General features: G+C 69.1%; 16 protein-coding genes and 1 tRNA gene. 11 read left to right on the top strand and 6 right to left on the bottom strand.

Annotation, left to right across the window (positions count from 1 at the left end):
* The first annotated feature begins 189 nt into the window (after positions 1-189).
* The 4 genes from Q8S38_RS08900 to Q8S38_RS08885 all read left to right on the top strand — a co-directional run bounded on the left by Q8S38_RS08900 (position 190) and on the right by Q8S38_RS08885 (position 5170).
* On the top strand, positions 190-1803 hold the full coding sequence (locus tag Q8S38_RS08900; RefSeq protein WP_305680062.1) for a D-alanyl-D-alanine carboxypeptidase family protein: 1614 nt from the start codon (positions 190-192) through the stop codon (positions 1801-1803).
* Positions 1804-1813: 10 nt separating this feature from the next.
* Positions 1814-2716, top strand: a complete 903-nt coding sequence (locus Q8S38_RS08895; protein ID WP_305680061.1) for an EamA family transporter — start codon at positions 1814-1816, stop codon at positions 2714-2716.
* Positions 2717-2747: 31 nt separating this feature from the next.
* Complete coding sequence (locus Q8S38_RS08890; RefSeq protein ID WP_305680060.1) at positions 2748-3887, top strand: CobW family GTP-binding protein; 1140 nt, start codon at positions 2748-2750, stop codon at positions 3885-3887.
* A 122-nt stretch (positions 3888-4009) separates the two neighbouring features.
* Positions 4010-5170 (top strand): GNAT family N-acetyltransferase, encoded by a 1161-nt coding sequence (locus Q8S38_RS08885; RefSeq protein ID WP_305680059.1) that lies wholly within the window; start codon positions 4010-4012, stop codon positions 5168-5170.
* Here Q8S38_RS08885 and Q8S38_RS08880 read toward each other — a convergent pair.
* Positions 5142-6758, bottom strand: a complete 1617-nt coding sequence (locus tag Q8S38_RS08880) for an AMP-binding protein (RefSeq protein ID WP_305680501.1) — start codon at positions 6756-6758, stop codon at positions 5142-5144. The genes Q8S38_RS08885 and Q8S38_RS08880 overlap by 29 nt on opposite strands.
* Positions 6759-6911: 153 nt before the next feature.
* Here Q8S38_RS08880 and Q8S38_RS08875 point away from each other — a divergent pair, with 153 nt between their 5' ends.
* Complete coding sequence (locus Q8S38_RS08875; protein WP_305680058.1) at positions 6912-7046, top strand: hypothetical protein; 135 nt, start codon at positions 6912-6914, stop codon at positions 7044-7046.
* 14 nt (positions 7047-7060) lie between these two features.
* Here the strand turns inward: Q8S38_RS08875 and Q8S38_RS08870 are convergent, their stop codons facing one another.
* The 5 genes from Q8S38_RS08870 to Q8S38_RS08850 all read right to left on the bottom strand — a co-directional run bounded on the left by Q8S38_RS08870 (position 7061) and on the right by Q8S38_RS08850 (position 11682).
* Entirely contained in the window at positions 7061-9070 is a 2010-nt protein-coding gene (locus Q8S38_RS08870; protein WP_305680057.1) for a protein meaA, read from the bottom strand.
* Positions 9071-9180: 110 nt separating this feature from the next.
* Positions 9181-10056 carry an aldose 1-epimerase family protein gene (locus tag Q8S38_RS08865; RefSeq protein WP_305680056.1) on the bottom strand — a complete coding sequence of 292 codons (876 nt, stop codon included), beginning with the start codon at positions 10054-10056 and terminating at the stop codon, positions 9181-9183.
* Positions 10057-10065: 9 nt separating this feature from the next.
* On the bottom strand, positions 10066-10548 hold the full coding sequence (locus tag Q8S38_RS08860) for a DUF1178 family protein (protein ID WP_305680055.1): 483 nt from the start codon (positions 10546-10548) through the stop codon (positions 10066-10068).
* Positions 10549-10609: 61 nt separating this feature from the next.
* The gene (grxC, locus tag Q8S38_RS08855) at positions 10610-10867 is read right to left on the bottom strand and encodes a glutaredoxin 3 (RefSeq protein ID WP_305680054.1); all 258 of its coding nucleotides are present in this window, start codon (positions 10865-10867) and stop codon (positions 10610-10612) included.
* A gap of 86 nt (positions 10868-10953) precedes the next feature.
* Positions 10954-11682: a ComF family protein gene (locus Q8S38_RS08850; protein ID WP_305680500.1), complete on the bottom strand. Its 729-nt coding sequence runs from the start codon at positions 11680-11682 to the stop codon at positions 10954-10956.
* 272 nt (positions 11683-11954) lie between these two features.
* Between Q8S38_RS08850 and Q8S38_RS08845 the strand changes: the two genes are divergently transcribed.
* The 6 genes from Q8S38_RS08845 (at position 11955) to Q8S38_RS08820 (ending at position 19268) form a co-directional block, all read left to right on the top strand.
* Positions 11955-13064 carry an alkene reductase gene (locus tag Q8S38_RS08845; RefSeq protein ID WP_305680053.1) on the top strand — a complete coding sequence of 370 codons (1110 nt, stop codon included), beginning with the start codon at positions 11955-11957 and terminating at the stop codon, positions 13062-13064.
* A 156-nt stretch (positions 13065-13220) separates the two neighbouring features.
* Positions 13221-13295 (top strand) — tRNA-Glu (locus tag Q8S38_RS08840).
* 421 nt (positions 13296-13716) lie between these two features.
* Complete coding sequence (locus Q8S38_RS08835) at positions 13717-15207, top strand: chlorohydrolase family protein (RefSeq protein ID WP_305680052.1); 1491 nt, start codon at positions 13717-13719, stop codon at positions 15205-15207.
* A complete protein-coding gene (locus tag Q8S38_RS08830) occupies positions 15204-16604 on the top strand; it encodes an amidohydrolase family protein (RefSeq protein ID WP_305680051.1) in 1401 nt (466 codons plus the stop codon). Before Q8S38_RS08835 ends, Q8S38_RS08830 begins: the two co-directional genes overlap by 4 nt.
* Before the next feature lie 98 nt (positions 16605-16702).
* A complete protein-coding gene (locus tag Q8S38_RS08825; protein WP_305680050.1) occupies positions 16703-18271 on the top strand; it encodes an ABC transporter substrate-binding protein in 1569 nt (522 codons plus the stop codon).
* Between the two features lie 28 nt (positions 18272-18299).
* Entirely contained in the window at positions 18300-19268 is a 969-nt protein-coding gene (locus Q8S38_RS08820) for an ABC transporter permease (RefSeq protein ID WP_305680049.1), read from the top strand.
* Positions 19269-19312: the final 44 nt, after the last annotated feature.

Genomic DNA, 19312 nt, shown 5'->3' with positions numbered 1-19312 from the left:
CGTTTCAAGCCAGGACAGGGACGTCCGCGCGCTTGTGGACGCTGGGCCGCGGCTAGGCAAATCGCTCTGCTGGGGGTAGGTATGCGTACGGGGACGGGGCTCTCGTCCGGTCGTCTCGAAAATGCCGCACGCGTCGCGTTGAACCCCCAAGCCTTCAACCCTCGTCCAGACAGGCTCAAGACCCGCCCGATGATCGTTTCCCGTCTCTCCACCGCTGCTGTCCTTGGTCTGACCTTCGCGGGTCTTGCCTGGGCAGGCCCCGCCTCCGCCGGCACCAGCCTCGTGGTCGATGCCGCCAGCGGCGCGGTGCTCTCGGCGGAGAATGCCGGTCAGCCCTGGCACCCGGCCTCGACGACCAAGATGATGACGGCCTATCTGGCGCTGAAGGCGATCCGGGACGGGCGGCTGGGTCTGCAGACCGCGATCCCGGCCTCGAAGCGGGCGGCGAGCCAGCCCCGCGTCAAGGTCTATATCAAGGCCGGTCAGGAGGTCACGCTCGACAACGCCCTGCGGATCATGATGGTGAAGTCGGCCAACGACATCGCCTATGTCATCGCCGAGGGCGTGGGTGGGGATGTCGAGACCTTCGTCGGCATGATGAACGCCGAAGCCGCACGGCTGGGCATGCGCGACAGCCATTTCGCCAACCCCAATGGTTGGCACCATCCCGACCAGCAGACCAGCGCACGCGACCTCGCCATCCTCGCCATGGCGCTGATGCGCGAGTTCCCCGACTATTCGGATTACTGGAACACGCCCGCCGTGCAGCTCGGCAAGCAGGTGCTGAACAACACCAACGGGCTCGTCGGCCGCTATCCCGGCATCGGCGGCATGAAGACCGGTTATGTCTGCGCGTCGGGGTTCAACGTCGTCGCGACCGCGACACGTGGCGGGCGCACCCTGATCGCGGTCGTGCTGGGCGCCTTGTCGGGCACCGAGCGCACGATCAAGGCGGCGCAGTTGCTCGATGACGGCTTCTCGAAATGGGGCGGGGGCGGATACACCATCGCGTCGCTGCCCTCGCAGGGCGGTCGCGCCAGCAGCATCTGCGGCGACGTCCAGCGCAGGGGCGGCGGCGTCGCGCTCGCCGACGATGCCGACAGTGCGGGGCCGATCGCAGCCCAGGCCTCGGGCATCGGCGGGAATGCCGATGATGGCGGCCGGTTTGCCACAGCCCTCGGGCCGAGTTCTGCCACCACCTCGGTGCTGAGCCGGCAGCCCTCCGGCCGCGTCTCGCTCGGTCCGCGGGCCGAGGCGACGCCGTTTCCGGTCGCTTTCGGGCGCACGCCGGCCTCGGCCTCGGCGCCATTGGCGGCCAATGTCGCAGGCGGGGCCGAGAGCCGCGTCGCGCGTGGCGTGTCGCCGATGCTCGCGCCCTCGGCACCGGTGGCCGCCAGTCTGTTCGGCAGCCAGACCGGCGGGCTCTTCGCCGATCGCGGGCGCACGGCGTCGGGCAACGGCGCCATTCCCGGTGCGACCGCCTTTGCGCCAAGCACGCCCGAGACGACGCAGCCGCTGGATTCCAGCGGGCCCCTGCGTCTGCAGGGCGCAATCCAGCCCGGCGCTGCGGCACCGGCCAGCTTGCGTGCGGGTGCGGCCGCGGGGATCAGGCCGCTGCCGCGACCGGCGGCGAAGCCCTTGCTGGTGAAGCCTTCGCCCAAGGCGGCGCCGGCTGCGGCAGCCGCGAAGCCGGCGCAGGGCAAGCCTGCCCAGGCGTCGGCCAAGATCCAGGCGGGCAAGCCGCCAGCCGCCAAGCCGCCCGTCAAGCCGAAGGCGAAGACCCAGCCGAACGACGACGCCTGAGCATGGCTGCTTGAACGGCGATCCCGGCCTCACTGCCAGGCGGCAGGGCATGCTGATGGCGCTGGCGTCGGCCGGCGCCTATGGCACCAACATCGTCAGCGCGCAGATCGCCGGACAGGCCGGTCTGAACGGGCCGCTGCTGGTGTTCTACCGCGTCTTCATCATGCTGGCGCTGGTGGCGGCGGCGGTCGCGATCTGGCGGGCATCGATCGCCGTGCCTCGCGGCGAGCGTCCGGCGCTGCTGCTGTTCGGGATCACCAGCGCGCTCGTCGGGTCGGCCTATCTGTCTTCGGTCGCGTTCCTGCCGGTCACGGTCGCGGCGGTGGTGTTCTTCACCTATCCGGTCCTCATCGTCCTGGCGGAGCCTTTCGTGACCGCCGCGCCCTTTCGTCCGGCGCGACTGGTGGCTGCCTGCGCCGCCTTCATCGGCGTCGCAATGGTGGTCGGGCCCGATCTGCACGGGCTCGACCCGCGCGGCCTTGTGCTGGCGATGGGCGCGAGCATCGGGGCGGCAGCCCAGTTCTTCGCCGCGAGCGCACTCTCGCAGACGCCCCTGGCGGCGCGGCTGCTCTGGTCGCATTTGCTGATCCTGCCGGTGACTGCCGTGATCCTGGCGATTACCGGCGGCTTCCTGCCGCCTGCCGCCTTCGCGCTGGCGCCGATCGCCGCCGCGGTGACGATCGGCGGCTATCTCGTCGGGTTCCTGCTCCAGGTGATCGCGCTCAACCGGATCTCGCCGGGCGCGGCCGGGCTGGCCTATTGCGCCGAGCCGGTCTGCGCGGTGCTGATCGCGGCGGTGGTGCTCGGCGAGCGGCTGGGACCGCTGCAATATGCGGGCTGCGCCCTTGTCGTCGCGGTGCTGGTGATTAATGTAACATTAGAACATAAGGGCCGCGCTCCCTCCCCGGCCTGACGCCTTCGAACCGAACCAGAGCGTAACGACCATGACGAGCCCGCCGACCCGGCCGGAACCGCTGCCGCTGACCCTGCTCACCGGCTTCCTGGGCGCCGGCAAGACGACGCTGCTCAACCGGCTGCTGAAGGATCCCGCGCTCGCGCAGACGCTCGTGATCGTCAACGAGTTCGGCGAGATCGGGCTCGACCACCTGCTGATCGAGGGCGTCGAGGACGGCATGATCCTGCTGGATTCAGGCTGCCTGTGCTGCACGATCCGCGACGACCTGATCGTCACGATGGAGGATTTGCTGCGCCGGCGCGACAATGGCCGGATCAGCCCGTTCAGCCGCGTCGTGATCGAGACCACGGGTCTCGCCGACCCGGCGCCGATCCTCAATGTGCTGATCAACCACCCTTATCTGGCGATGCGCTTCCGGCTCGACGGCGTGGTGACGCTGGTCGATGCGGTCAACGGCATGGCGACGCTCGATGTCCACGAGGAGGCGCGCAAGCAGGTCGTCGCAGCCGACCGCCTCGTGCTGACCAAGGCGGATCTGGTGGACGGACCGGCCCAACTGGCGCCGCTGCGGCAGCGTCTCGCGCTGCTCAATCCCGGTGTCGCCGTGCTCGGCCCGCAGGCGGCGGCCAGTTCGCTGTTTGGCGCCGGCCTCTACGATCTGGCGCAGCGCCCAGCCGAGATCGGCCAGTGGCTGGCACGGGAAACCCTGCCGGGCGAGCGGCCGCAGCACGCCCACGACCATGGCGAGCACGACCATGGGCATCATCACGATCGCGGCCATGCCCATCACGATCACGGCCATCATCATCACGACGTCAACCGGCACGACGCCAGCATCCGCGCCTTCGTCCTGACGGCGGACAGGCCGATCCAGCAGGCGACGGTCGATCTGTTCTGGACGCTGCTGCGCTCGGTCCACGGGCCGAAGCTCCTGCGCATGAAGGGGCTGGTGCAGGTCGCCGAGCATCCAGACCAGCCGCTGCTGCTGCATGCCGTCCAGCAGATCCTGCACCCCCCGGTGATTCTCGACGCCTGGCCCGATGGCGACCGCCGCTCGCGGCTGGTGCTGATCGTCAAGGACATCGAGGAGGCGGTGGTCCAGCGGCTCTGGGGGGCCTTTCTCGGGCAAACCGCGAAGGCAGCCACTGCGCCGGCGGGCCCGGTCTGAACCAGCGGTTCTGGCCCCGATCTTGAAGCCTGTCTCGGCAGCGGTCGCCGATGGCGCCGGGGCTTGCCGTTTCGGCACAGCCCCGCCCCAGATCGATCCAGCGCCGCGGAAGGCAGGGTCGCATGAACCAGGTCATGGCTTTGAAGGGGGTTGCGTCCGTCGGCGCGGCGCGGGGCGCCGGCTATGCCCCGCTGCATCGCCCCGCTGCGCCGATTACGCTCGAGATCCGGCCGCTCTCGGCCTGCGCCGAGATCGCGGAGGCGTGGAGCCATCTCGCGGGGCGGGCGCTGGAGGCCCATCCCTTCGTCGAGCCCGGCTTCCTGCTCGCGGCGTCGCAACACCTCGTCGCCTTCCGCGATGTGGTGACGATCCTGGCCTGGCAAGGCTCCCCGAACGAGCCGCAGCGGCGCCTGCTCGGGTTCATCCCGGTTTTCCCGAGACAAGGCCTGTTCCTGCCCGATGCGCTGATCGGCTTTGGTGACCGGCGTATCGTCAGCGGGGCGCCGCTGCTCGACAGGGAGCAGGCCGGCGCGGTGATCGCGGCCGTGCTCGATCCGGGCCGCCAGCGGCTGCTGGAGGGCCGCGGCCTGATCCTGCGCGCAATCGATCGCGACGGCCCGCTGGCGTCGACCCTCGCCGGACCCGGTGGTACGGGCCTGGTCGTGCGGTTTCAGCCTGCACCCGCTGCCACGGTGTCGGACCTTGCCCGCACCGCGTTCGGTGGCCTGCGCGAGGCGCTGGCGCAACGCGGCAAGCTGGCGCTGATCGAGCCGCGCGGGCAGGCGGGCCTGCGCGACGCCACAGAGATCATCCTCGCCATGGAGGCGTCGGGCCCCCGCGCGCAAGCCGGCCAGGCCACCTTGCAGGATACGCGCGAGGTCGGCTTCCTGCGCGCGATGACACGCGGTCTGAGCCGCGCCCGGCAGTGCCGGATTGCACTCCTGATGCTCGACGACCAGCCGATCGCCGGCGCGATCGTGCTCGGCCGGGGAACGCGGAGCTGGCTTTATCTCGCGGCGCAGGACGAGACCCACGCCGCGCTGCAGCCATTGCCGGTCCTGCTCGCGATGATGCGGCAGGCAGCACCGGCGCGAACGATCCTGTTGCCGGGCGGACAGGCCACGTGCGGCGACGGGGCGCTCGCGATGGGCGACCTGCACGTCCTGCCAAAAGACAGCGCGACGCCGCGCGATCTCGCGGGCCGGGCCCGCGCGGCTTTGCGGCGTTCGCTGGGTCGCCTGGCCGGCTCGCGCCTCAAGCCTCCGCGCGCAGGAGCCGCCTGATGATCTTGCCGGTGGTCGTCATCGGCAGTTCGTCGCGGAAGGCGATCTCGCGCGGGTATTCGTGCGCCGACAGGCGTCGTCGCACGAAAGCCTGAAGCTCGGCGGCGAGGTCCGGCGTGCCGCGCCGGCCTTCCTTCAGCACCACGAAGGCCTTGACGATCTCGGTGCGCAGCGCGTCGGGCTTGCCGATGACGGCGGCGAGCGCCACCGCCTCGTGCCGCAGCAGGCAGTCCTCGATCTCCCCGGGCCCGATGCGATAGCCCGAGGACGTGATGACGTCGTCGTCGCGGCCGACGAAGCGGACATAGCCGTCCGCGTCCTGCACCGCCTGATCACCGGTCTTCATCCAGCCGCCGACGAACTTGGCCTGCGTCGCCGCCTCGTTGCCCCAATAGCCCAGGAACATCACCGGGTCGGGCCGTCTGACCGCGATCTCGCCCTGCTGATCCGCCTCGCAGAGCGACCCATCGGGCCGGATGATCGCCACCTCATGGCCGGGAACCGCCTTGCCGATGAAGCCCGGGCGGCTGACGCCGATCGCCGCGCAGGAGGCCAGCACGAGATTGCATTCGGTCTGGCCATAGGCCTCGTTGATCGTCAGCCCCAGCGCGTCATGGCCCCAGGCGAGCGTCTCCGCACCCAGCGCCTCGCCGGCGGCGGCGACTGTGCGCAGCCGCAGCGCGAAGCGCTCGCGCGGGCGCTCGACGCTGCGCAGCATGCGCAGCGCGGTCGGCGGCACGAAGGCGTTGCGGATACCCAGATCGGCCATCAGGCGGAAGGCCTCCTCCGGCTCGAAGCGCATCACTGGCCGCGCCACGACCGCGACGCCGAAATGCAGCGCCGGCAGCAGCATATTGAGCAGGCCGCCGGCCCAGGCCCAGTCGGCGGGCGTCCAGGCGAGGTCGCCGGGCTGCGGCATGAACTCATGCGGCATCTGCACGCCGGGCAGATGGCCCGGCAGGACGCGGTGGCCATGCAGCGCGCCCTTGGGGTTTCCGGTGGTGCCTGAGGTGTAGATCATCAGGGCGGGATCGTCGGGCCCAGTCTCGACGGCGGCGAAATCAGGGCTCGCGCCCGCCAGCAGCGTCGCCCAGCCGTACGCGTCGCCATCGGCGCCATCGGTGGAGACCGTCAGCGCGAGTTCGGGCAGGGGCGCGGCGATCTGGCGGGTCTTGGCGAGGCCGGCCGCGTCCGTGACCAGCACCTTCGCGGCGGAATCGGCGAGCCGGTAGGCCAGCGCATCGACGCCGAACAGCGCCGCCAGCGGCACCGCGATGGCCCCGAGCTTGTAGGCGGCGAGATGGGCGGTGAGCACGCATCGGCCCTGCGGCAGCAAGATCGCGATGCGGTCTCCCCGCTGGACGCCACGCGCCTGCAGGCCGTTCGCCAGCCGGTTGGAGGCGTCGCGCATGGCGCCGAAGCTGACCGGCGTCACCCGCCAGTCCTGCGAGACCTCGATGATCGCCGTGCGGCCGGGGTCGATGGCAGCCCAGCGATCGCAGACATCGACGCCGATGTTGTAGCGGAGGGGGATCTGCCAGCGGAAGGCACGGCGCAGCGCAGGATGGTCGCGAAGGTCGGAAAGGATCAAGGCTGTGGTCCGGGGGAAGGCGTCAAAATAGGCAGGAAGCGCGGTGTTGTCACCGTGAGCGAGCGCGCGGCTGCCTCGCCATCCGTGCAGGGTCGTGGCAGGCTGCGATGTGAGGAGAGGCCGGGCTGCCCGGCGGAACGAGGCCGATCAATGCAGGATGCTGCCGCCTACCTGGCCATCATGGCCATTCCGCTGATTGTCGTCATCGCCATGGTCCGCCGCGGCGCGCGTGCGGGGGAGGCTCCGACGAGCGATGATGGCGGCGGGGATGGCGGTGGCGATTGACGGAAGCGGCACGGTCAGGGCCGCTCCTTCGCCGCCAGCCCCGCGACATCGGCGATGATGCCGTCGAGTTCGAAGTTCTTCGGCGTGTAGACGGCCGCAACGCCCATGTTGCGCAGCGCGTTCTCGTCGTCGGGCGGAATGATGCCGCCGACCACGACCGGCACGTTCATGCCGGCCACGCGCAGCCGGGCGGTGACGTCGCGCACCAGCGGCAGATGCGAGCCCGAGAGGATCGACAGCCCGATGATATCGGCTTGTGTCTCCTGCGCCTGCGCCACGATCTCCTCCGGCGTCTGGCGGATGCCGCCATAGCTCACGGCCATGCCGGCATCGCGGGCCCGCACCGCGATCTGCTCGGCGCCATTGGAGTGGCCGTCGAGGCCGGGCTTGCCGACGAGGAAGCGCGGCGGCCGGCCGAGCTTCTCGGTAGCGCGTGCCACGGCGGCCTTGACCGTGGCGAGATCGGCATTGTCGCCGAGCTTGGTCGTGTCGACGCCGGTCGGGGCGCGGTATTCGCCGAAAATCTCGCGCAAGGTTTGCGCCCATTCGCCGGTGGTGACGCCGGCCTTGGCGCAGGCGATCGAGGCCGGCATGACGTTGCGGGCTTCCTTCGCGGCGGAGGCGAGTTCCGCCAGCGCGCCCTCGCAGGCCTTCGCGTCGCGGGCCGAGCGCCAGGCCTTCAGCCGACTGACGGCCTCCATCTCGACCGAATCCGAGACGGTGACGACGTTGCCCTCGCCGGCCGAGAGCGGTGACGGTTCCGTGTTGGTGAATCTGTTGACGCCGATGACGATCTGCTCGCCGCGCTCGATTGCCTCGATCCGGCGAGCGCCGTTCTCGACCAGCGCCTGCTTCATGTAGCCGGTCTCGATGGCGGCGAGCGCACCGCCCATGTCGTCGATCTTGGCCAGTTCCTCGAGCGCTGCCGCCTTGAGGTCGGCGACCTTGGCGTCGATCACGGTCGAGCCGTCGAAGATGTCGCCGAATTCGAGCAGGTCGGTCTCATAGGCCAGGACCTGCTGCATCCGCAGCGACCATTGCTGGTCGAAGGGGCGCGGCAGGCCGAGAGCTTCGTTCCAGGCCGGGAGCTGCACGGCGCGGGCGCGCGCCTTCTTGGACAGCGTCACCGCCAGCATCTCGATCAGGATGCGGTAGACGTTATTCTCGGGCTGCGGCTCGGTCAGCCCCAGCGAATTGACCTGAACGCCATAGCGGAAGCGGCGCATCGCTTCATCCGCGACGCCATAGCGGCCGAGCGTGATCTCGTCCCAGAGCTCGACGAACGCCCGCATCTTGCAGAGTTCGGTGACGAAGCGCATCCCGGCATTGACGAAGAAGGAGATGCGGCCGACGAGTTCGGGGAATTCGTCAGCCGAAACCTCGGGCCTCGCCCGGATCGAATCCAGCAGCGCGATCGCAGTGGCCAGGGCGAAGGACAGCTCCTGCACCGGCGAGGCACCGGCCTCCTGCAGATGGTAGGAGCAGACGTTGGTCGGGTTCCATTTCGGCAGTTCGCGGGTGGTGAACACGACGATGTCGGTGGTCAGGCGCATCGAGGGGCGCGGCGGAAAGACGTAAGTGCCGCGCGAGAGGTATTCCTTGACGAGGTCGTTCTGGGTCGTGCCCTGCAGCGCCTTGCGGTCGGCGCCCTGCTCATCGGCCACCGCGATGTAGAGCGACAGCAGCCAGGCCGCCGTCGCGTTGATCGTCATCGAGGTGTTCATCTGAGCGAGCGGAATGTCGGCGAAGAGCGCCCGCATGTCGCCGAGATGGGCGATGGGCACGCCGACCTTGCCGACCTCGCCGCGCGCCAGGACATGGTCGGGGTCGTAGCCGGTCTGCGTCGGCAGGTCGAAGGCGACCGAGAGGCCGGTCTGCCCCTTGGCGAGGTTGTTGCGGTAGAGCTTGTTGGATTCCGAGGCGTCGGAATGGCCCGCATAAGTGCGGAAAATCCAGGGTTTATCGCGCGGCGCTGGCTTGTCGCGGGGCGCGGATGTGCTGCCGGCGGGGTCGATCGCGTTCATGCTTTTCCACCCTCTTTTCAGAGCAATCTGAATGTTGCACTGCGGCGAGAATAACGCCAGAGGGGCCGGGAAGTCGCTTGCGACCTTCGGATGAGCGCGCAGGACAGGCCTCAGCCGCTCCAGGGTACCCCGAAGGTCAGCGTCATCGGCAGCTCCGTCGCGGCGCCGGGCGGCAACACGATGACGCCGGCGCGCTTGTCGAGCGGCTCGTCGGGGTCGGCCGGAGAGGGCAGGCCGTGCCAGGGCTCGATGCAGATGAAGGGGCCGTTCGGCTTCGTCCAGATACCGAGATGGGGCATGGCGGGATAATCGACCGCAACGCCGGGCTGCCCGTCGGCGCCATACCAGGCCCGGCTCCCGGCGCCTTGCGGGATGATCAGCGCATCGGCGGCAAACAGGCCGTTGTCGAGCGTCAGGACGCCATCGACGAAAGCGGAGGCGTGACGCTCGGGCGACAGCTGCCCGGCGGCGTCGAGGCGCAGATGCTGGGGGCTTTGGCCATTGGCGAGCCTGATGCGATGCGGCAGCCCCTCGCATCCGGGCAGGGGCCAGCAGAAGGCGGGGTGATAGCCGAAGCAGAAGGGCATGGGCGCGTCGCCCGTGTTGGCGATGCGCGCGGTCAGGGTCAGCGACGGGCCGTCGAGCCGGTAGGTCATGTCGAGCGCGAAGGCGAAGGGATAGGCCAGGCGGGTTTCGTCAGTGTCGGTCAGCCGCAGCGTGCAGGCCGTGCCGTCCTGCGCCCGGATCTCGAACAGGCTGGTGCGGGCGACGCCATGGCTCTTGATCGGGTAACGCGCGCCCGAGATCAGCACCTGGCCGTCCGGGTGCTTGCCGATGACGGGGAAGAGCACCGGCGAGCGCCCGGCCCAGATCGCCGGGTCGCCATTCCAGAGCCAGTCGCGGCCCTGCGCATCGACGACCCATTGCAACTCGGCGCCGAGCGGTTTGACGGCGATGCTCAGGCTGTCATTGGCCAGCGTGATCATGGACGCTCCTCAGTGCCCCGCGCCGGGAAGGCGCGGCAGCGGCATGAAGTCGACGCCTTCCTCCTGTAGCATCCGGGCGTCCTCGGCCGTGGCCTGACCATAGATAGGCCGGCTGTCGCTCTCGCCATGATGGATCTTCAGGGCCTCGTCGGCAAAACGCGGCCCGACATGCTCGGCGGTCTGCGCGACATGCTCGTGCAGCGCCACCAGCATCTGCCGGAAGGCGATCTCCTTCTCGCCCATCAGGGCGATCGGGGCGGTGTCGGGCGAGGGAGTCGCGGTTTCGACGGCTGGAGCTGCGGTGTCGACGCGCCTGGCGCTGCGGTCGGTGCGCGCGACGTTGGGCGCCATGATGGCGCGCTCGACCCGCACGCTCTGGCAGACCGGGCAGGCGACGAAGCCGCGCTTCGCCTGCTCCTCGAAGCTCGCTGAGGTGGCGAACCAGCTCTCGAACTCATGCGCGTGGTCGCAGATCAGCGCGTATTTGATCATGGCCGCTCCGGCCGCCGACGGTGCGGGCCGCGGGCGAGCGGGCCTGCCGCGCGGTGGACGGTCATGCCGCCAAGAGCTTGTCGAGTTCACCACGGGCATCGAGCGCGTGAATGTCGTCGGAGCCGCCGACATGCTTCTCGCCGATGAAGATCTGCGGCACCGAGGTGCGGCCGCCGGCGCGCGCGGTCATGGCCAGACGCAGCTCGGGCTTGCCGTCGACGTCGATTTCGTCGAAGGCGACCCCCTTCTTCGTCAGCAGCGATTTTGCGGCCTTGCAATAGGGGCACCAGGATGTGGTGTAGATCGTGACGGCAGGCATCGGGGCGTCCATCATGTTGCGCTGCCCCCAATGTAGTGCGTCTTCACGCCTTCGTCACGGGCAGCCCGCTTCACGATCCGCGCTCCTCACGAGCCGTCGGTGACCACCCGCGCAAAGGTCAGGACGTCGACGGCGCTGGCACCGGCCCGCAGCAGCGCGCGGGCGGCGGCATTGGCGGTCGATCCGGTCGTCAGCACGTCGTCGACCAGCAGGATGCGGCGGCCTTCGATCTGCGGCCGGGCGCTAGGTGGGACCTTGAACGCGCCTTGCAGGTTGTCGGCGCGCTGCGCCCTGGTCAGGCCGACCTGCTGGCGCGTGCGCTTGATGCGGGCGAGCGCGAGCGGGGCCAGGGCGACGCCCGATTGTCGCGCCACGACCTGGGCCAGCGCCGCCGCCTGGTTGAAGCGCCGGGTCCAGAGCCGCGCGCGATGCAACGGCACCGGCACGATCAGCCCGGCATCGGGCAGGAGTTCGCGGCCGGCTTGCGCCATCATCCGTCCCATCGTCAAGGCGAGGTCGGTGCGGTCGCCGTATTTCAGGCGATGGACCAGTTCGCGCGCCGTGCCGTCGAAGCGGCAGACCGCTCGGGCGCGCGCGAAGACCGGCGGATCGGCCATCGCCGCAGGCGAGATCAACCCGTCGCCGAGATCGACCGAGAAGGGCGTGCCAAGCCGCTCGCAATAGGGCCGTTCGATGAAGCCGATGGCGCCCCAGCAGGCCGGACACAGCGCCTGCGCTTCCCCGGTCGCCGCCTGGCAGGCGATGCAGGAGGGCGGATAGACGATGCCAATCGCACCACGGAGCCCGGCACGCAGCCAGCCGGCTGCCCAGCGGCCGGTGCGTACGAAAAGCCGGGAGGAGATCCTGTGCGTCTCGCCGGGGTTCGGGAGACCGTTCGTCTCCGCAGGGAGCGCCGGCGCGATCACGCCATCGTTTTCGGGCGTGAGCGTGGCTCTGGCCCTGTCATGCTGCACTGCAGCGCCTATCTAAGTAGTGAAAGTTCCCATCAGGCAAGGCGCTCCCTGCCTGGCCGATCGCGGCGACTTTTCCGCTCACCATCTGGTTTTGCGTTTCCAAGGACACTCTCATGAGCCACTCAGAATCATCCGTTCCGGCGCTGTTCACGCCGTTTCGCATCGGCGATATCGCCGTCAGCAACCGCGTCGTGATGGCGCCGCTGACGCGCAACCGCGCCACCCATGGCAATGATGCGCCCAATGCGCTCAATGTCGAGTATTACCGCCAGCGCGCCGGCGCCGGGCTGATCATCTCCGAGGCGACGCAGATCTCGCAGCAGGGCCAGGGCTATGCCTGGACGCCCGGCCTCTACACGGCGGAGCAGGTCGCCGGCTGGAAGGCGGTCACGGACGCCGTCCATGCGGAAGGCGGCAAGATCGTCGCGCAGCTCTGGCATGTCGGGCGCATCAGCCATGTCTCGCTGCAGCCCGATGGTCAGGCGCCGGTCGCGCCCTCGGCGATCCCCGCCAAGGGCAAGACCTATATCGAGAGCGGCTTTGCCGACGTCTCCGCGCCGCGCGCGCTGCGGCTCGACGAACTGCCCGGCATCGTCGCCGACTATGTCCGCGCGACCGAGCACGCCAAGGCTGCCGGCTTCGACGGCATCGAGATCCACGCCGCCAATGGCTATCTGCTCGACCAGTTCCTGCGCGACGGCAGCAACACGCGCGAGGACGCCTATGGCGGCTCTATCGAGAACCGGGCGCGGCTGACGCTCGAGGTCGTCGAGGCCGTGACGAAGGTCTTCCCGAAGGGGCAGGTCGGCATCCGTCTCTCGCCGGTGACGCCCGCCAACGATGCCCATGACAGCGACCCGCAGCCGCTGTTCGACTATCTCGTCGCCAAGCTCAACGAGGCCGGGATCGCCTTCATCCATGTCATCGAGGGGGCCACCGGCGGGCCGCGCGACTTCCTGCCCTTCGATTACGGCGCGCTGCGCCGGGCCTTCAAGGGCGCCTATATCGCCAATAACGGCTATGACCGGGCTTCGGCGATCGACGCTGTCGCGAGCGACCGGGCCGATGCGGTCGCCTTCGGTCGGCTCTTCATCGCCAATCCCGACCTCGTCGAGCGCCTGCGGCGCGACGCGCCGCTGAACGCACCCGAGCCGTCGCTGTTCTATGGTGGCGACGAGAAGGGCTACACCGATTATCCGGCGCTGTCGGACAAGGCGGCCTGACGGTCCGGCTCGTATCTCGGGGCTGCGCGCTCGACGCGCAGCCCCGACGCCACGAGACGGGCGCGCTCAGGGCGCCCGTTTCGATTTTCGGCCGCAGCGCGCAAAAACAGTTGCGGGACGGCCAAAGCCCGATTACACAGCAGCGCTTACCGCACTGCGCCCATCGTCTAGCGGTTAGGACGTCGCCCTCTCACGGCGAAAACCGGGGTTCGATTCCCCGTGGGCGCGCCATCACCTCATTGGCTCAGGTCATGTGGTGGCATGCTGGTCGTAAATCCCATGACATAAGCGGCTGCGGATGTGGATGGGCCAGGCGCGTCGGCGATTGCTCGCCTTCCCGCGTTCCATCCCGCCCCGCAGATTCGCCGATCGCTTGCCGCCGCCGCGCCCGATGCGCGCGATCGGCACGGCGACCTGCCTTGGGCCGCAGAACGGCAAGGCGCTGGCGCGATTGCTTCCCGTCGCCAGGGGCTGTTCAATGGTCGGGCCGCATCTCGGGCTGCGGCGTATCCCGGCTGGTGATCAACCCGTTTGCGCAGGCATCCCGCCAAGCTGCCCGTCGGATCTTGCCTGGGCTGTCGGGATTGCCTGAAGACGCTCTCTCACGCGGAGCCGAAATGGTCACCGGCATCGACGTTGCAGGAAGATCGGCATGAATTCCGATAGGCAGCCGAGCGGGCGGTCACTGGTCAGCGGTCGATGGGTCGTCGGTCATCGCGAGGGCCGGCCTGTGCTGATCGAGCGCGGCGAGGTCGTGTTCGAGAATGGCGAGATCGTCTTCGTCGGCCATGCGTTTCCCGGAGAGGTCGTCCGCCGGATCGAGCGGCCCGACGCGCTGATCGCGCCCGGCTTCATCGATCTCGATGCCGTCTGCGATCTCGACACCGCCGTGCTCAGCCTCGACAACACGCCGTCCTGGCGCAAGGGGCGCGTCTGGCCGACCAGCTACATCGCACGCGGCCCCTCCGAGATGTATTCGGCCGACGAACTGGCCTTCCAGAAGCGCTACGGGCTGGCGCAGCTGCTGCGCAACGGCATCACGACGGCGCTGCCGATCGCCTCGCTGTTCTACCGGCAATGGGGCGAGACCTATGAGGAGTTCGCCGCCGCCGCCGAGGCTGCCGACGAACTCGGCATGCGGGTCTATCTGGGGCCGGCCTACCGCAGCGGCCATACCCAGGTCGACGAAAGCGGCGCCGTCAGCCTGTTCATGGACGAGGCGCGGGGGCTGGCGGGCCTCGACGAGGCGATCCGCTTCTGCCGCGACATGGAGGGACGGGCGGGCGGACGGGTGCGCACGATGCTGGCGCCCGACCGGATCGAGAGCTGCACGCCCGAACTCCTGCGCCGCACGGGGGCTGCGGCGCGTGACCTCGACGTGCCGTTGCGCCTGCATTGCCATCAGTCGCGGTTCGAGGTCGAGACGGTGATGGCGCGCCATGGCGTCTCGCCGACAGCCTGGCTCACCTCGCTCGGCTTGCTCGGGCCGCATGTGCTGCTGCCGCATTTCACCGACTTTCCCACGATCGACGGCGTTTCGACGCGCGAAGCCGATCTCGCCGCACTGCTTGCGGCGGACGCGACCGTCGTCCATTGCCCGGTGGTGATGGCGCGCAACGGGGCGGCGCTGGACGGGTTTTCCGCGCTGCGCGAACGCGGCCTGCGCATCGGGCTGGGAACCGATACCTGGCCGCCTGACATGATCCTCAACATGCAGGTCGGGCTGATGCTGGGGCGGGTGATGGCGCGCTCTGTCTGCCGCCCGAGCAGCGCCGAGATGTTCGACGCCGCGACCTGGGTCGGCGCCGATGCACTCGGCCGGCCCGATCTCGGCCGTCTGATGCCTGGCGCGCGGGCGGACCTGATCGCGATCGATTTCGGGCATGACGGCATCGGCCAGGTCATCGATCCCATCCAGACGCTGATGCAGTCCTCAGCCGGGCGCGACGTGACGGACGTCATCGTCGAGGGCCGCGTGGCGATGGAACATCGCGTCATCCCCGGCTTCGATGCGGCGGCGGCCCACGCCCGGGCTCAGAAGCAGTTCGATGGGCTGATCGCACGCTATCCCGAGCGCACCTTCGGCCATCCGCCGGTCGCGGAGATCTTCCAGCCGAGCTACCCGCTCGAGCGCGCGCCATGACGCCGACGGTGGCCGTCAGCATCCTCGGCAATGCCGTCGTCGTGCCGGTCGACGGCACGCGGCGCGTCATCGACAGCGGGCATGTCGTCGTCGGCGACGGCGCCATCCTGTCCGTTGGCGCCGGCCCCTGGCCAGGAGAGAGCCCGCCCCAGGCGGAGCGGATCGATCTCGACGGCGCCATCCTCATTCCCGGCCTGATCGACCTGCATCTTCACGCCGGCCATGGCCTGACCAAGAATCTCGGCGGCCCTGTCGACAACTGGATGGCGACCGTCGGCGATGTCTATGCGCTGCACTCCGATGTGGAGTTCTGGGCCGCCGATGCCGCTCTCCAGGCGCTGGAGCGGCTGAAGGGCGGCACCACGCTCGCCGTGCCGTTCTTCGGCGGCGGCGACAATGTGATGCGCAGCGAAGACCCGATCTATGCGGCCGCCCATCTGGCCGAGATCGAAGCCAGCGGCCTGCGCGAGGTTCTGGTGATGGGGGTCGACCGGCCGCCCTTCCCGAAGACGCGACGCGACTGGCGCCGGGGCTCAGGTTCTGAGCGTGCGATCAGCCTCGCAGACCAGATCGCGACGATCGAGCAGGTTTGCGCCTCCTGGCGTGGCGCCGCCGACGGCCGGATCGACATCGCCGTCTCCGCGCCGGTGGTTGGAGAGCCCGCGTTCCGGGAGGCGGATGGAGACAGCCGCATCGCGACGCAGGACATGCTCGCTGCTGTGTGGGATCTCGTCAGGCGCAGCCAGAGCCGCCTGATCCAGGACGGGCACCGCGAGGGCTCCGTGGCGTTCATGGCCGACGCTTTCGGGCTGTTCGACGAGCGCTCGGTCCTGGCGCATTGCATCGATCTCACCGAGGCCGACATCGCCACCTTCGTCGGCCGCGGGGCGGCGGCGGTCTATACGCCGAGCTCCCTGATGGCTGTCTTCGGCTATTGCCCGGCGCCACGGCTGGTCGCGGCGGGCCTGCGCGTCGGCCTCGGGACGGATGGTCCCGCGCCGGATCGCTCGCTGGACATGTTCCGCACGATGTTCATGGCCCATCGCCATCAGGCGATCCGCTGGAGGGACCCGTCGGCGATCGATGCCTGGACGGTCCTGGAGATGGCGACGCGTGGCGGTGCGGCCGCGCTGGGGCTGGCAGACAGCCTCGGCTCGATCGAACCCGGCAAGCGCGCCGATCTCGTCGCCGTCTCGCGTCGCGCCGCCCATCTCTATCCGCCCGACCTGCCTGTCGAGCGGCTCGTCTTCTTTGCCCATGCGGGCGATGTTTCGCATGTCATGGTGGACGGGCGCCTGCTGCTGCGGGGCCATGTCCCGGTCAACATGGATGCGGAGGCGGTGCTCGACCGGGCCGCGCGCGCCTACAGCATGATGAAACAACGTGCAGAAATCTGAGGGCCTGCCCGTAGAGGAGGCTTGACCGAAGTGCATGCAATTTGGCTATTCTGCGCATGCAACAATACGGATGATCGCAAGATCGCAAGGGGGGTCACATGAACCGGATCGTTACGCTTCTGGCCGCCGCCTCCGTGGCCGCGCTCGCCGCAACCGCAGCCGACGCCAAGACGGTCCGCTGGTCGGCGCCGACCGACATCGCGACGCTCGATCCCTTCGCCCAGACCGAGAGCTTCACCACGGCGATGCTCCACCACGTCTTCGACCCGCTGGTGCGCCGCGGGCGGACGATGCAGCTCGAGCCGGCGCTGGCGACGAGATGGAAGACGGTCAAGCCCGACACCTGGCGCTTCGAGCTGCGCAAGGGCGTGAAGTTCCACAACGGCAACGCCTTCACCGCCGACGACGTCGTCGCCTCCGTGACCCGCCTGCTCGACCCCGGCGCGCGGGCCCGCGGCAACCTCTCGCAGGTGATCCGGGCCGAGAAGGTCGACGACTTTACCGTCGATCTCGTCACCAAGGGCCCCTACCCGCTGCTGCTGAACGATCTCGCCGGCATCTACATCATGGACAAGGAGTGGATGGAGCAGACGGGGTCGCTCAAGCCGGGCAACATCGCCACCGGCGTCAGCACCGCCGCCTCCACCACTGCCATCGGCACGGGGCCGTTCAAGCTGGAGTCGTTCAAGCCGGACGCCGGCACGAACATGGTCGTGAATCCGGATTGGTGGGACAAGCCGCAGCACAACATCACGCGCATCGAATTCAAGCCAATCAAGTCGGACGCCACCCGGGTGGCCGCGCTGCTGTCGGGCGAACTCGACCTGATTGCCCCGGCCCCGCTGCAGGATCTCGCCCGGATCGGCGCCAACAGCGCCTTCAAGGTGATCGAGGAGCCGTCCCTGCGGCTGATCTTCCTCGGCCTGAGCCAGCGCGACGAACTCAAGTCCATGCCGGGCGAGAAGAACCCGCTCAAGGACCTCAAGGTCAGGCAGGCGCTCTGGCAGGGCATCGACCTCGACGCGATCCAGAAGCGCGTCATGCGCGGCAAGTCCCAGAACACCGGCACGCTCGTGGCGCCGCCGGTGCCGGGCTACGACAAGGCCAATGACACGCTGCCCGGCTACAGCGCCGACAAGGCCAAGGCGCTGCTCACTGAGGCCGGCTATCCCAACGGCTTCAAGCTCGGGCTGAACTGCCCCAACGACCGCTACATCAATGACGAGGCCATCTGCGTCGCAGTCGCCGCGATGTGGAGCCGCATCGGCGTGCAGACCGATGTGAAGACGGAATCGCGCGCCACCTATTTCCCGAAGCAGGACCGCGGCGAGTTCGACTCCTTCATGCTGGGCTGGGCGACCCTGCCGCCGATGGACGGGTTCAGCGTGCTCTCGGCCCTGCTGACCGCGCCGAAGGACGGCTTCGGCGGCTCGAACCCGATGGGCTACACCAACCCCGAGATCGAGCGGCTGACGCGGGAGGCGGCGGTCGAGCTCGACGAGCCCAAGCGGCGCGCGATGATGGTCCAGGCGCTCAAGGTCGCCAAGGACACCATCGCCTACATCCCGCTGCATCTGCAGCCCGTCGCCTGGGCCTCGCGCCAGGGTCTCGATGTGCCGCAGTTCCCGGACGAGTATGTCCGCCTCTGGTTCGCTCAGGTGAAGTGACGCCAGCGACCGGACGGTCCCCAGGCTGATGCTGCGTCTGCTTCTCGCCCGCCTCGGCCAGGCCGCGCTCGTCATGCTCGCGGTCTCGGCGGTGTCCTTCGGGATGTTCCGCTTCGTCGGGGACCCTGTCGCGGCCCTCTCGCGGGAGAATGCGACGATCGCCGAAAAGGCCGAGCTGCGCGAGCAGCTCGGGCTCGATCGGCCGGTCGTCGTGCAGTTCGGGAGCTTCCTGAGCCGGATCGTGCGCGGCGACTTCGGCATCAGCTTCCGCAACCAGCGCCCCGTGGCGACCCTGATCGCGGAGCGGCTGCCGGCGACGCTCGAACTGGTCCTCGTCGCGACGCTGCTCTCGCTGGCGCTCGGCATCCCGCTCGGCGTGCTCTGCGCGCTGAAGCCGGACGGGGTTGCGGCACGGCTCGTCCAGGCGGTGTCGCTGATCGGCATCTCGACGCCGACCTTCGTGACGGGAATCGTGCTGATCCTGACCTTTGCGGTGACGCTCGGCCTGTTGCCTTCCTTCGGCCGGGGCGAGACGGTGCAGATCGGCCCCTGGTCGACCGGCCTGCTGACGCTAAGCGGGCTCAAGGCGCTGATCCTGCCCTCGATCACGCTGGCGCTCTACCAGCTGACGCTCATCATGCGGCTCGTCCGCTCGGAGCTGATCGACGTGCTCTCCAGCGACTATATCCGCTTCGCCCGGGCGCGGGGCCTGTCGGCCCGGCACATCCATTTCACGCTGGCGCTGCGCAACGCGCTGATGCCGGTGATCACCGTCACCGGCCTGCAGATCGGCTCGCTGATCGCCTTCGCCATCGTCACCGAGACCGTCTTCCAGTGGCCGGGCATGGGGCTGCTCTTCATCCAGGCGGTGAGCTTCTCCGACGTGCCGGTGATGGCAGCCTATCTGCTCTTCGTCGGGCTGCTCTTCGTGCTGATCAACACCGCCGTCGACCTGCTCTATGCGCTGGTCGATCCGCGCCTGCGCGTGAGGGCCTGACCGTGGCGGCTTCCCTCTCCAGGCGGCTGCGGCGCGTGCCGCTT

The organism is Allobosea sp. (assembly GCF_030695125.1).
GTDB lineage: Bacteria > Pseudomonadota > Alphaproteobacteria > Rhizobiales > Beijerinckiaceae > Allobosea.
Note: the sequence above shows the minus strand (reverse complement) of the source record. Positions and strands in the feature narration are given on the sequence as shown.

What these genes read in the sequence shown, in the direction of transcription:
- Q8S38_RS08825 (WP_305680050.1), top strand. Translation starts at nt 16,703, where the DNA reads ATGAACCGGATCGTTACGCTTCTGGCCGCCGCCTCCGTGGCCGCGCTC.
- Q8S38_RS08845 (WP_305680053.1), top strand. Translation starts at nt 11,955, where the DNA reads ATGAGCCACTCAGAATCATCCGTTCCGGCGCTGTTCACGCCGTTTCGC.
- Q8S38_RS08830 (WP_305680051.1), top strand. Translation starts at nt 15,204, where the DNA reads ATGACGCCGACGGTGGCCGTCAGCATCCTCGGCAATGCCGTCGTCGTG.
- Q8S38_RS08865 (WP_305680056.1), bottom strand. Translation starts at nt 10,056, where the DNA reads ATGATCACGCTGGCCAATGACAGCCTGAGCATCGCCGTCAAACCGCTC.
- Q8S38_RS08820 (WP_305680049.1), top strand. Translation starts at nt 18,300, where the DNA reads ATGCTGCGTCTGCTTCTCGCCCGCCTCGGCCAGGCCGCGCTCGTCATG.
- Q8S38_RS08835 (WP_305680052.1), top strand. Translation starts at nt 13,717, where the DNA reads ATGAATTCCGATAGGCAGCCGAGCGGGCGGTCACTGGTCAGCGGTCGA.
- Q8S38_RS08900 (WP_305680062.1), top strand. Translation starts at nt 190, where the DNA reads ATGATCGTTTCCCGTCTCTCCACCGCTGCTGTCCTTGGTCTGACCTTC.
- Q8S38_RS08890 (WP_305680060.1), top strand. Translation starts at nt 2,748, where the DNA reads ATGACGAGCCCGCCGACCCGGCCGGAACCGCTGCCGCTGACCCTGCTC.
- Q8S38_RS08885 (WP_305680059.1), top strand. Translation starts at nt 4,010, where the DNA reads ATGAACCAGGTCATGGCTTTGAAGGGGGTTGCGTCCGTCGGCGCGGCG.
- Q8S38_RS08875 (WP_305680058.1), top strand. Translation starts at nt 6,912, where the DNA reads ATGCAGGATGCTGCCGCCTACCTGGCCATCATGGCCATTCCGCTGATT.
- grxC (WP_305680054.1), bottom strand. Translation starts at nt 10,867, where the DNA reads ATGCCTGCCGTCACGATCTACACCACATCCTGGTGCCCCTATTGCAAG.
- Q8S38_RS08860 (WP_305680055.1), bottom strand. Translation starts at nt 10,548, where the DNA reads ATGATCAAATACGCGCTGATCTGCGACCACGCGCATGAGTTCGAGAGC.
- Q8S38_RS08870 (WP_305680057.1), bottom strand. Translation starts at nt 9,070, where the DNA reads ATGAACGCGATCGACCCCGCCGGCAGCACATCCGCGCCCCGCGACAAG.